Source organism: Mesorhizobium sp. M7A.F.Ca.CA.001.10.2.1, assembly GCF_003998575.1.
In the GTDB taxonomy this organism is placed as follows: Bacteria; Pseudomonadota; Alphaproteobacteria; order Rhizobiales; family Rhizobiaceae; genus Mesorhizobium.
On the sequence record NZ_RZQY01000121.1, the window covers coordinates 1 to 11,752 of the forward strand.

Consider the following 11,752-nt stretch of genomic DNA (forward strand, 5'->3'; position numbering starts at 1 on the left):
GGCGAGCTTGTAGAGCAGCTCGGCATCCGGCTTGGTGATGTTGATGGTGATGGTGCCGGCCGCTTCGTCGCCGACAACGCCGCCTTCCAGCGTGCAGCTCTTGGTGTCGGCCAGGCATTTGTCGGCACCGACGATGCCGGCATAGAACGTGCCGGAGGTGGGTCCGGAAACCTTGAAGATGCGCTGGAAAGAAGCGACGACGTCCTTCACGCCAAGATCCTGGCCACTGGAGAACTTGATGCCCTTGCGCAGCTTGAAGGTGAAGGTCTTGCCGTCATTGCTGACCTGCGGCAACGCCTCGGCCAGATCGGGAACGATGGTGAAGCCGTCCATACCCTCGGCCTTGCGGAAGGCTACCAGGCCGTCATAGATCGGCTGGTACATCTGCCAGCCCTGGTCCGTGTAATTGATGTGCGGATCGAGCGTTCCGGCCGCGGAGCGGGCCAGCAGGCGGATGGTGCCGCCTCGGTGCTCCTTGAGATATTCGGCCTGTGCCGGGGCCAGCCATGTACCGGCCAGCAATGCCGCGGCTGTTGCCGCCAGAAGCAGTTTCTTCATGTCTTCATTCCCCTTTTCTTCAATTGTCGTTGTGGTCCAGGAAGTCTCCCACCACCCGCATGCACGCATCTTGCTCTTCGACATGCGGCATGTGGCTGGAATGCTCGAATATCTCCCAGCGAGACCCCTTGATGCCGTCCTTGTAGGGCTGCACGGTCGCGGGCGTGGCCTCGTCGTGACGTCCGGAGATGATCAGAGTAGGAACATCGATGGCCGGCAGACGGTCGACGATGCTCCAATTCTTCAGCGTTCCGATGACATGGAATTCGTTTGGCCCATTCATCAGATTATAGACGGTCGGATTGCGCACGACCTGGGCGAAACTTTCCGTGACTTCGGACGGGAAAGGCACGACCCGGCAGACATGCCGCTCGTAGAACACCATCGTCGCCGCCTGGTACGCCGCATCGCCCGTCGTGCCGGCCTGCTCGTGCCGGGTCAGTGTCTCCTGCACATCCGCGGGTAGGTCGGCACGCAACCGGTTGGCCTCTTCGACCCACAGTTTCATGGAAGCCGGCGAGTTGGCGATGGTCAGCGACTTCAGGCCCTGCGGCCGCGTCACGGCATATTCGGCGCCCAGCATGCCGCCCCAGCTCTGGCCGAGGACGTGGAAGCCCGTCCGAATGCCGAGATGGTCGACCAGGTTTTCAAGCTCGTCGATGAACAGCCCAGGTGTCCAGAAATCGGCGCCTTTCTCAGGCAGCAAGGTGGAATTGCCGCAGCCCAACTGGTCGTAGTGGATGACGGCGCGATCCCTTCGCGCAAGAAGCTTGTAGGCATCGACATAGTTGTGAGCGACGCCTGGGCCGCCATGCAGGATCACCACAGGCGCCTTTTCGCCACCGAGTTCGCCACTGACCCGATACCAGGTCTCGTAGGCGTCGAAAGCGGCCCGTCCTTCCATGCCTATGATCTCAGATGACATCCCAGTTCCCAGTGCGGTTGAAGGCATCTTGTATTTGTCCGTGACGGCAGGCGCCCTAACTCATGTTGCGGGTGACCTGCACCCACTCTTCCAGCATCTGCACGCCAAATGCCGTGGCGCCTTGCCTGCCCAGAGGCCGATCGGTGTCGGTCAGTTCCTTGCTGGCGATGTCGAGATGCACCCAGGGGCGGTCTTCCGTGAAGTGACGCAGGAAGGCCGCCGCATAGGGAGCGTCGCCGTCTTCCATGTCCTTGGCATGATGCCTGAGGTCCGCGAACGGCGATTGCAGACCCTCATCATAGGCCCGGTCGAGCGGCAGCCGCCAGAACCGCTCGCCGACCGTTTCTCCGGCCGCGATCATCTGTGAAGCGATGGCATCGTCGGTGCTGAATAGGCCTGCGAATATCGACCCCAGGCCACGCGTCACCGAATAGGTCAGCGTCGCCAGATCGACGATCACCGAAGGGTTGAAGCGCGTGGCTGCATAGTAGAGGCAGTCGGCCAGAAGCAGGCGTCCCTCCGCATCCGTGTCGAACACTTCCACTGTCTGTCCCGAGGCCGTGGTGATGATGTCGCGCGGTTTGAGCGCGGTGCCCGATGGCATGTTCTCGGCGATGCCGAGAACACCGACAACGTGTACCGGGCTGCCTTGCCGGGCGAGCGCGATCAGCAGGCCGACCACAGCCGCCGCTCCGCCCATGTCGGCTTTCATGTCGAACATCTGCGCTCCGCCCTTGATGCAGAGGCCTCCCGAATCGAAGCAGACGCCTTTGCCGACGAAAGCGAGTGGTTGGGCGGGAGCACCCTTGCCGCGGTAGCGCAGGACAGCGACCCGTGGCGGACGCGCCGAGCCCGACCCAACGGCGAGGAGCGCGTTCATGCCGAGCTCCTTCAGTTGCGCGGCATCGAGCATTTCGATGTCGATGCCGGCTTCACGCAGCGGCTCCAGATGATCATGGAAATTGTCGGGGTGGAGATGGTTTGGCGGCAGGTTGACCAAGGTGCGTGCATATTCGACGCCGTCGGCGATTGCATTGATCCGCGTCAGCGCCGCGGTCAGATCCGTGCCGCCGGCTCCGACCAGTTTCACCCGCAAGGTTCGATCCGCCCCCGCGCCTTGCCGCCGGTTGCGCATGTCGAAACGATAGCGGCGCAGCCGCATGCCAAGCGCGACACGCGCCAGGATTTCGGCGCCGGATAGTTCAATGCCAGCGATGGGGTCCAGGACCAGAGTGGCCGCGCATTCCCCCTTGCCTTCCAGATGTGCGGCAAGCAGACCGCCGGCGCGCGCCAACGAGAGGGTGGTTACGGCTTCGGCTTTGCCCAAGGCCAGGACGACCACACGCTTGGTCGATACTGTTTGCGGGGCGATGAGATCGATGCAGGTGCCGGATTCGGCCAAGGCGGCCGGGTCGGAGCAAGCACGTGACACGATCCCGCTCATCTCAGCGTCCAGAGCCGCTGCCCGGGGACCAAAGCTTGGTTGGGCAGTTTGCAAAATCACGACGACGGAGGTTTCCGCGGAAATCTCGTCCGCAGCTTCGAAGACCGGCGCTGGCGATTGAGGCATAGGCTGGCGCTCTCTCCAATTGCGGCGATACCGAGCAAAGCTTCGCTCTCCACCGGTGAGACTGGTCAAGCCGGTCTCAGCCGTCGATGGTATAGTGCCGGTCCCCAAACAGTCGCTTTCTTGAGACGACTTAATTGCTCTTGTCTTCTGGGTATCCCCTAAGGGGGCAGGCGATCAAACGCGAATTCTGCCCATGTCGATTGACAAAAACTCAACTGACAATTCATGATCGGCCAATGGCCCTTCCCTCACTCAATGGCATGCGCGCTTTCGAGGCTGCCGCTCGCCTCGGCAGCGTCAAGGACGCGGCGGAAGAACTGCATCTGACACCCTCGGCTGTCAGTCGCCACATCCGCGCGCTTGAACAAAATCTTGGCCAGGACCTGTTCGAACGCGGTTTTCGCCAGATAACGCCAACCATCAGGGGCTCCTACTATGCGCGCAGCCTCTCGGAGGCGTTCGAAGCCATCTGGCGCGCCACCGATGACGTCAGCCTCTCGGACGGCTCGCGCCACGGCAAGATCCAACGGGTCCGGGTCTTGTGCGTGCCCACCGTTCTGAACCTTTGGCTGGCGGACCGGTTGCCGAACTTTCGCCGGTTGCATCCGTCGGTGGATTTGGAGATCTCCACTTCAGGCAAGCGCGCCAACTTCGATTTGGCCATTGTCGACGAGTTCGTCTACAAGGCCGGCCCGGCTTTGACGCTGCTGATCCCGCTGCTTTTGACCCCGGTCTGTGCGCCTTCGCTTTTGGAGGGGCCTGTGCCGCTGCGATCGCCGGCCGATCTGGTCAATCATCATCTGATCCATGAATGCGAAACCATGAGATGGAAGCGTTGGCTGGAGCAGGAAGGCGTTCTGGAAACGACGCCAAAATCCAGCACAACACTGGATGATTGTACGCTCATCATGCGCGAAGCGATCAATGGCGCCGGAATAGCGCTTGCGGACACGATAATGGCGCAAGATTTTCTGCAGCAAGGCAAACTGGTCGCGCCGTTCCATGTCCGCCACACCTATCCGGCCGGCATTTACCTGCATCAGCGTCGCAGCATCGGCAACAAACCAGGCACCGGCCTGTTTCAGGATTGGCTGCTCGCTGAAGTCGCGGACCACAAGCAGGTGATGGCCATCGCTTAGGGCCCCCTACCGAAGATGTCGGCAGCCACCGCTTCACATTGGAATCCCAGCGTCGAACTTCGAATCATCCGTGCCGGGTTCAGCGATGACCCACCATCGCCTTGCATCGATAATCGCAGTTCTCATTGAATATCTTTAAGGCCAAAGCCGGCAAATAGGTTGCTTGTCGGTTCCCCTGCGGCAGGCTTAACCTGCACGCGGTCAACGCGTGAGGGCGCGTGCTGCAAAAGGGGAACATTGCCATGACGATACAGGGTGCTTCACCTGATCTGTACAACGAGGATCTGGCTCCGGCCAAAGTTCGAAACTGGGGACCATTCTCGATCTTCAACGTCTGGACGTCGGACGTCCACAGCCTTTGGGGCTACTATCTGGCCGCTAGCCTGTTTCTGTTCTGCGGCGGCTTCGTCAACTTCATCATCGCCATCGGTATCGGCTCGCTGATCATCTATGTGCTGATGAATATGGTCGGCTATGCCGGAGTGAAGACGGGCGTGCCCTACCCCGTGCTTGCCCGCGCCTCTTTCGGCATCTGGGGTGCGAACATACCGGCACTGGTGCGCGCCATCGTCGCCTGTTTCTGGTACGGCGCGCAGACGGCCGCCGCCTCGGGCGCGATCGTGGCGCTGCTGATCCGAACGCAATGGTTCGCCGATTTCAACGCCAGCACGCATTTCCTCGGCCATACCGGCCTGGAGGTGATCTGCTTCGTGGTCATCTGGGGGCTGCAACTGCTGATCATCCAGAACGGCATGGAAACGGTGCGCCGCTTCCAGGACTGGGCCGGCCCCGCGGTTTGGGTGATGATGCTGATCCTGGCGATCTATCTCTGCGTGAAATCCGGGAGATTTGCCTTCACCAGCGATATCCCGATGGACGTGTTGCTGGACAAGACGAAGGACGCGGGCGTGCCCGGCACGCCGGGATCGTGGACCTCGCTGTTTGCGGTGGCCGCGATCTGGGTCACCTATTTCTCGGCGCTCTATCTCAACTTCTGCGATTTCGCCCGTTACGCGCCGGACAAGGCATCGCTGCGCAAGGGCAACATCTGGGGCCTGCCGATCAACCTGATCCTGTTCTCGCTGGTCGCCGGCGTCACCACCATTGCCGCCTTTGACGTTTATGGCGAGGTGCTGCTGCATCCCGACCAGATCTCGGCGAAATTCGACAGCTGGTTCCTGGCAGCGCTCGCAGCCCTGACCTTTGCCGTGGCAACCCTCGGCATCAACGTGGTGGCAAACTTCGTCTCGCCGGCCTTCGACTTCTCCAACGTCTTTCCCAGGCAGATCGACTTCAAGAAGGGCGGCTATATCGCGGCCGTGATTGCCCTGCTGCTTTACCCCTTCGCGCCGTGGGAAGGCAGTGCCGCTTCCTTCGTCAACATCATCGGCGCGACAATGGGGCCGATCTTCGGGGTGATGATGGTCGACTACTACCTGATCCGGAAGGGCGAGGTCGACGTCGAGGCGCTCTACCGCGAGGACGGCGAGTTCCGTTTCCAGGGCGGCTGGCACGTCAATGCCTTCATCGCAGCAGGCATCGGCGCCATCTTCTCGTCGATCCTGCCCAACTTCACCAACTGGCTGCCGTCCTGGTGGGGTGTCTATGGCTGGTTCTTCGGCGTGGCGATCGCCGGCATTATCTACTACGTGCTGCGCACCGCCGCTCTGGGCGCAGGCGCCAAGACCGCGAAAGCCTGACGAGCATCATCAGGGGCGGCGCAAAGCCGCCCCAACTACCCGATCATCTCGGCCAATTTGCGCACCGTGTTCCAGTTGCGCGACGTGCCGATGCCCATGCGCTTGTGGTTCATTGCCGCGAGCAGCCGCGAACTTGGCCTCTCTCGCGAAAAGACGACCCAGATGTCGCCGCCGAGCGAAGTCACTTTCTCGTCCTCGGCGGCATAGGCCTGCAGTGCCGTCACGGCCTGCTCGGGTGCAGGCTTACGCATCACGCGCACCGCCACCTGATCCGCGGTCGCATTCGATTCCATCGGAAACGGATTGCCGGCGGCAAGCTTCAGCCAGTCCTCGGCACCGCGCACAATGATATCGACATGGCGGCCGAAGGTTTTTTCGAAGGCTGCCTCCAACCACTGTTCGAGGTCGGCGATATCAGTTGCCGGTGCCTCGAAGACCAGATTGCCCGTCGCCACCAGCGTGCGCGGGTTGTTCAGCCCGAGCTCTTCGGCCATGGCCTTGAGGTCGGCCATGACGACCCGTCGCCCCTCAGCCAGGATGATGCTGTAAAGCAGTGCGACATAGGTCTGCATTGCCGCCCGACCTGATCGCTACACCAGCCGGCTCTGCTCCACGGCCGCCTCGATGAAACTGGCGAACAGCGGATGCGGCTCGAGCGGCCGGCTTTTCAGTTCCGGGTGATACTGCACGCCGATGAACCACGGATGGTCCGGGTATTCGACCGTTTCCGGCAACACGCCGTCGGGCGACATACCGGCAAACACCAGGCCGCAATCCTCGAGCCGCTCCTTGTAGTCGACATTGACCTCGTAGCGGTGGCGATGGCGCTCGAAAATCTGTGTGTCGCCATAGATCTCGGCGATCTTGGAGCCCTTGGCGAGCTCGGCCTGATAGGCGCCGAGCCGCATCGTGCCGCCGAGATCGCCGGTTTCGCGGCGCTTCTCCAGCATGTTGCCTTTCAGCCATTCGGTCATCAGGCCGACCACCGGTTCCTCGGTCGGACCAAACTCGGTCGAAGACGCATGTTCGACGCCGGCCAGCGACCGCGCTGCCTCGATGCAGGCCATCTGCATGCCGAAGCAGATGCCGAAATACGGCACCTTGCGCTCACGCGCGAACTTCGCCGCCAGGATCTTGCCTTCCGCACCGCGCTCGCCAAAGCCGCCTGGGACCAGGATGCCATGCACCTTTTCCAGCCAGGGCGTCGGATCCTCTTTTTCGAAGATCTCCGATTCGATCCAGTCGAGCTTGACCTTGACGTGGTTGGCAAGGCCGCCATGCGAGAGCGCCTCGATCAGAGATTTGTAGGCGTCCTTGAGGCCGGTATATTTGCCGACAACGGCGATGGTGACCTCGCCTTCAGGATTGTGGATGCGGTTGGACACCGCCTGCCACGGCTCCATGCGCGGCTTCGGCGCCGGATCGATGCCGAAGGCGGCCAGCACTTCCGAATCGAGCCCTTCCCTATGGTATGCCATCGGCACATCGTAGATATGCGGCACGTCGAGCGCCTGAATCACGGCACTTTCGCGCACATTGCAAAACAGCGACAGTTTCCTGCGCTCTTCCTTGGGAATGGCGCGGTCGGCACGGACCAGCAGGATATCGGGCGCGATGCCGATGCCGCGCAGCTCCTTGACCGAATGCTGAGTCGGCTTGGTCTTCAGCTCGCCTGCCGTCGGGATGTAGGGCATCAGCGTCAGATGGACGTAGACGGCGTTGTTGCGCGGCAGGTCGTTGCCGAGCTGACGAATAGCTTCCAGGAATGGCATCGCCTCGATGTCGCCGACCGTGCCGCCGATCTCGCACAACACGAAATCATAATCGTCATTGCCGTTGAGAACGAAATTTTTGATCTCATCGGTGACGTGCGGGATGACCTGCACGGTTGCGCCGAGATAGTCGCCGCGCCGCTCGCGCTCGATGATGTTCTTGTAGATGCGGCCGGTGGTGATGTTGTCCTGCTGGTTGGCGGAGCGGCCTGTGAAGCGCTCGTAATGGCCAAGATCGAGATCGGTTTCCGCACCATCGTCGGTGACGAAGACTTCGCCATGCTGGTACGGCGACATCGTGCCTGGATCGACATTCAGGTAGGGATCGAGTTTTTTGATGCGTGCGCGATAGCCTCGCGCCTGCAGGAGAGCCCCAAGGGCCGCTGCGGCAATGCCTTTTCCAAGTGAGGAAACCACGCCGCCTGTGATGAATACATATCGCGCCATGGGAGTCATCGCTTAACGCGGCCGGATTGATTCCGCCAGAGAAAAAACCGCCGCGAAGCTTTTTTCCCAAGAAGGCGCTTGGATCGTGAACAAGGCAAAACAAAAGGGCCGGCTGAGCCGGCCCTTTCGGCAGGATGACGAAAACGTCAGATGATGACGACCTTGGTGCCAACCCTGACGCGGCTGTAAAGGTCCATGACGTGCTCGTTGATCATGCGGAAGCAACCATTCGAAGCGCTGGTTCCGATCGACTGCGGCGCAATGGTGCCGTGGATGCGCAGATGCGTGTCCTTCTTGCCGTCATAGAGATAGATGGCGCGCGCGCCGAGCGGATTCTGGCCACCGCCGGGCATACCGTCCTTATACTGGCCGTAATGCTTCGGCTCGCGCTTCTGCATGTCCAGCGTCGGGATCCAGCGCGGCCATTCCTGCTTGTCACCGACTGCAACCGTACCCTTGAACTGCAGGCCGTCGCGGCCGACCGCGATGGCGTAGCGGCGCGCGGTGGAGGACGATTCGACGAGGTAGAGGCGGCGCGCGCTGGTGTCGATAACGATGGTGCCGGCAGCGTAACCGCTGAATTCCACGTCCTGCGGCACGAATTCCGGCTTCACCTTGAACTGCTTCTTGGCTTCCCTCTTGGCGAGAGCCTGGTCGAGAGCCCGTGTCTCGGGAAGATATGAAATCGACGAAGAGGAAGAGCTACCGCCGAAGAGACCGGCGAACAAACCGCCGCTGCTCGGCTGCTTCTGGCCGATGACCTCGCTACGCAACTCGCCATTGTTGCCGGTCAGGGCGATGTTCATCGCCTCTGCCGGAAGCGGCTCGGCCGACTGGATCGGCGCGATCGGTTCGATTGGTTCGATGATCTTGGCAACCAGCTTCTTGGCTGGCTTGGCATCGGCCACCTGGGTTGCCTGCGCGCCCTTGCCCTTCTTGGCCAGGAACGCCTGCCGTTCAGCGTCGGCCTTGGCCTTGGCCGCCTCGCGCATCGCCAGTTTCCTGGCTTCGAGCGCCTTGGCTTTGGCGGCTTCCTTGTCGGCAACGATCTTGGCCTCGATCTTCTTGATCTGGGCGAGGTCGTCGGGCGTCGGGTTTTTCTTCTTCTTGAGAAGCTTCAATTGCGACGCATCACTCTTGACGGCGACGTTGATTGCAGAAGTTGTTTCAGCCGAAGGCTGTGCGGCCATATTTGCCGGCACGCCGGCGGAGGCTGGGGAACTCATGCCGAGTGCGGCGCAAAGTCCCAGGAAAATGAAGCTGCGAAGCTGCATGGCGAAGATCCGATCGTTCTATGCTTGTTGCCCACGGCGTCGCCCAGCGCCCCCCAAGGGCGCCGGAAATGCCGCGCGCAATCTATAGTCGAATAAGCGCGGCTGCCTCAAGCGCGAGGCCCCGCCTCACCCTGTCGAATCTTCGTGATCTTGCTGCATTTGCCGCGACTGTGTTCAAACGACCACAGATCGCGGTTTCAAGCGTGGAAGACTATTGGTTCGGGACCTGCGGGGTCGCCGGTGCGGCGGGAGCCGTGCCGTTGGTCGCCGGCGGCGTCGAACCGGCGGCAGGCGCCGTGGCCGGGGCAGTCGCTGGAGCCGCAGCGTCGTTGCCGGAAGGCGGCGTCGGCGTGGTGCTGCCGGCGGGCGCCGGGGTGGTCGTGCCGGGCAACTGGTTGAGCACGCCTTTGCCCGCACCGTCCGACGTCGCCGGCACGCGGTCGAGGATGTCGATCGGCTTCTCGCCGTAGCGGGCGACGATCGACAGTGTCAGTGACGTGGCGAAGAAGGCGGCCGCCAGGATCGCCGTCGCACGCGTCAGGGCATTGGCAGCACCACGCGCGGTCATGAAGCCGGATCCGCCACCGATGCCGAGGCCGCCGCCTTCGGAACGCTGCAGCAGCACCACGCCGACAAGGGCGAGCACGACCATGAGATGGATGACGATCAGTACGGTTTCCATAGTTTATCCTGGCAAGGCCTTGCCCGGCCGCGGACACGACCGGTGAATTGGAGGCGGCTCAATACAATGCTTTGACGGCATTTCCAAGCCCGTGGCCGGAATATGGGAAGCAACCCGTCCTTTGCAACGATTTCGTGCACCGGAAGCCCTGTCCGGCGGAGCGAATGTCTTCAGGCAATATTGCGATAAGCCTCGGCGATGCCGAGAAAATCCGCCGCTTTCAGGCTGGCGCCGCCGACCAGCGCGCCGTCGACATTCCTGACGCCGAGCAGTTCGACCGCGTTGGAGGGCTTGACCGAGCCGCCGTAGAGAATGCGCATCTTCGCCGCGACGCCGCCGAGCTTTTCCGACAGCTTTTCGCGGATATGTGCATGTGCTGCCGCCACATCGCCGGCCGTCGGCGTCAGGCCGGTGCCGATCGCCCATACCGGCTCATAGGCAATGATGGTGTTGGATGGGGTGGCGCTTGACGGGACCGAACCATCGACCTGCCGCGACAGCACGTCCAGCGTGGCGCCCGCTTCACGCTGTTCATGCGTTTCGCCGACGCAAATGATGGCAACAAGCCCGGCACGCCATGCGGCGGATGCCTTGGCCTGGACAGTGGCGTCATCCTCGCCGCGTTGCTCGCGGCATTCGGAATGGCCGACGATGACATGGCTCGCACCGGCATCCCTGAGCATTTCCGCCGAGATGCAGCCGGTGTAGGCGCCGCTCTCCTTGGTATGGCAATCCTCACCGCCGGCATGCACCGGCGTGCGTGACAGGATCTCCGCGGCGTGAGCAAGCAGGGTTGCGGGAACGCAAACCAGCGCTTCGGTCTCCGCGTCAAGTCCGCTCATGAAACCGTTGCCGATCATCCGGAGCTCGTTGAGCGAGGCGCTGGTGCCGTTCATTTTCCAGTTGCCGGCGACGAGCGGGCGAATTCCTGGCGTCATGGGTTTGCTTCTCCGGATGATATCGGGGCTCTGGCCCTCACTACCAAAATCAGGCCACAAAGCAATCGACAGTGGGCCGGAAGGGCGCTATTGCGCTTGTTTCAGACTCGGCGCGTGCGAAAATGCGCATAAATCGGAAGTAAAAATGCTTGGTATATTGAGAAACGCGGCAGGCACCTGGGTCGCGAAGGGGCTGTTGGTGCTGCTGGTGCTCAGCTTTTTGGTCTGGGGCGTTTCCGGGCAGCTGATGAGCGGTCTTGCCGGCCACGATTCGGTGATAACCGCCGGCGGCACCAAAGTATCGATCAACGAATACCGTCTCGCCTACGATCGCCAGCTCGCCGTCATGTCGCAACAGTTCGGCCAACGTCTCAGCCACGAACAGGCAAAGGCGCTCGGCGTCGACAACCAGGTGTTGGCTCAGCTCGTCTCTGGTGCCGTTCTCGACGAACAGGCCCGCAAGCTGGGCCTCGGACTTTCCAAGGATCGGCTGGCCGAGTTGACACGCGAGGACCCAGCCTTCAAGGGCCCGGGCGGCCAGTTCGACCGCAGAACGTTCGAATATATGCTGCAGCAGATCGGCATGCGGCCCGAGGACTATTTGAAGAACCGTGCCCAGGTGGCCGTGCGCCAGCAAATTGTCGAGGCGGTCTCGGATGGCCTCAAGGCTCCGGACACTTTCTTCAAGGCGGTTGCGCTCTATCGCGGCGAAGACCGCACCATCGACTATTTGACGCTGCCCAAGGC

Annotated in this window: 11 protein-coding genes; 3 read left to right on the forward strand and 8 right to left on the reverse strand. The window is 61.8% G+C overall.

Annotation, left to right across the window (positions count from 1 at the left end):
- The 3 genes from EN964_RS10880 to EN964_RS10890 form a co-directional block, all read right to left on the reverse strand.
- Window positions 1–558: ABC transporter substrate-binding protein (locus tag EN964_RS10880; protein ID WP_245490643.1), on the reverse strand; the 558-nt coding region annotated here is incomplete at its 3' end.
- Between the two features lie 19 nt (window positions 559–577).
- Complete coding sequence (locus tag EN964_RS10885; protein ID WP_127268711.1) at window positions 578–1,483, reverse strand: proline iminopeptidase-family hydrolase; 906 nt, start codon at window positions 1,481–1,483, stop codon at window positions 578–580.
- Window positions 1,484–1,538: 55 nt separating this feature from the next.
- Window positions 1,539–3,053 carry a leucyl aminopeptidase gene (locus tag EN964_RS10890; RefSeq protein WP_127268712.1) on the reverse strand — a complete coding sequence of 505 codons (1,515 nt, stop codon included), beginning with the start codon at window positions 3,051–3,053 and terminating at the stop codon, window positions 1,539–1,541.
- A 236-nt stretch (window positions 3,054–3,289) separates the two neighbouring features.
- On the opposite strand from EN964_RS10890, the gene EN964_RS10895 reads away from it, so the two are divergent.
- Window positions 3,290–4,192, forward strand: coding sequence for a LysR family transcriptional regulator (locus EN964_RS10895; RefSeq protein WP_127268713.1), 903 nt, complete (start codon window positions 3,290–3,292; stop codon window positions 4,190–4,192).
- 242 nt (window positions 4,193–4,434) lie between these two features.
- Window positions 4,435–5,892, forward strand: coding sequence for an NCS1 family nucleobase:cation symporter-1 (locus EN964_RS10900; RefSeq protein WP_127268714.1), 1,458 nt, complete (start codon window positions 4,435–4,437; stop codon window positions 5,890–5,892).
- Between the two features lie 35 nt (window positions 5,893–5,927).
- Here the strand turns inward: EN964_RS10900 and EN964_RS10905 are convergent, their stop codons facing one another.
- The 5 genes from EN964_RS10905 to tpiA form a co-directional block, all read right to left on the reverse strand.
- Window positions 5,928–6,464 (reverse strand): DUF1697 domain-containing protein, encoded by a 537-nt coding sequence (locus EN964_RS10905; protein WP_127268715.1) that lies wholly within the window; start codon window positions 6,462–6,464, stop codon window positions 5,928–5,930.
- An 18-nt stretch (window positions 6,465–6,482) separates the two neighbouring features.
- The gene (locus EN964_RS10910; RefSeq protein ID WP_164748819.1) at window positions 6,483–8,111 is read right to left on the reverse strand and encodes a CTP synthase; all 1,629 of its coding nucleotides are present in this window, start codon (window positions 8,109–8,111) and stop codon (window positions 6,483–6,485) included.
- Between the two features lie 146 nt (window positions 8,112–8,257).
- Window positions 8,258–9,385, reverse strand: a complete 1,128-nt coding sequence (locus tag EN964_RS10915; protein ID WP_127268767.1) for a L,D-transpeptidase — start codon at window positions 9,383–9,385, stop codon at window positions 8,258–8,260.
- 211 nt (window positions 9,386–9,596) lie between these two features.
- Window positions 9,597–10,067, reverse strand: coding sequence for a preprotein translocase subunit SecG (secG, locus tag EN964_RS10920; RefSeq protein WP_127268768.1), 471 nt, complete (start codon window positions 10,065–10,067; stop codon window positions 9,597–9,599).
- 170 nt (window positions 10,068–10,237) lie between these two features.
- Window positions 10,238–11,005: a triose-phosphate isomerase gene (tpiA, locus tag EN964_RS10925; protein WP_127268769.1), complete on the reverse strand. Its 768-nt coding sequence runs from the start codon at window positions 11,003–11,005 to the stop codon at window positions 10,238–10,240.
- A gap of 145 nt (window positions 11,006–11,150) precedes the next feature.
- On the opposite strand from tpiA, the gene EN964_RS10930 reads away from it, so the two are divergent.
- Window positions 11,151–11,752: SurA N-terminal domain-containing protein (locus tag EN964_RS10930; protein WP_206528707.1), on the forward strand; the 602-nt coding region annotated here is incomplete at its 3' end.

What these genes read in the sequence shown, in the direction of transcription:
- EN964_RS10885 (WP_127268711.1), bottom strand. Translation starts at nt 1,483, where the DNA reads ATGTCATCTGAGATCATAGGCATGGAAGGACGGGCCGCTTTCGACGCC.
- EN964_RS10890 (WP_127268712.1), bottom strand. Translation starts at nt 3,053, where the DNA reads ATGCCTCAATCGCCAGCGCCGGTCTTCGAAGCTGCGGACGAGATTTCC.
- EN964_RS10895 (WP_127268713.1), top strand. Translation starts at nt 3,290, where the DNA reads ATGGCCCTTCCCTCACTCAATGGCATGCGCGCTTTCGAGGCTGCCGCT.
- EN964_RS10900 (WP_127268714.1), top strand. Translation starts at nt 4,435, where the DNA reads ATGACGATACAGGGTGCTTCACCTGATCTGTACAACGAGGATCTGGCT.
- EN964_RS10905 (WP_127268715.1), bottom strand. Translation starts at nt 6,464, where the DNA reads ATGCAGACCTATGTCGCACTGCTTTACAGCATCATCCTGGCTGAGGGG.
- EN964_RS10910 (WP_164748819.1), bottom strand. Translation starts at nt 8,111, where the DNA reads ATGGCGCGATATGTATTCATCACAGGCGGCGTGGTTTCCTCACTTGGA.
- EN964_RS10915 (WP_127268767.1), bottom strand. Translation starts at nt 9,385, where the DNA reads ATGCAGCTTCGCAGCTTCATTTTCCTGGGACTTTGCGCCGCACTCGGC.
- secG (WP_127268768.1), bottom strand. Translation starts at nt 10,067, where the DNA reads ATGGAAACCGTACTGATCGTCATCCATCTCATGGTCGTGCTCGCCCTT.
- tpiA (WP_127268769.1), bottom strand. Translation starts at nt 11,005, where the DNA reads ATGACGCCAGGAATTCGCCCGCTCGTCGCCGGCAACTGGAAAATGAAC.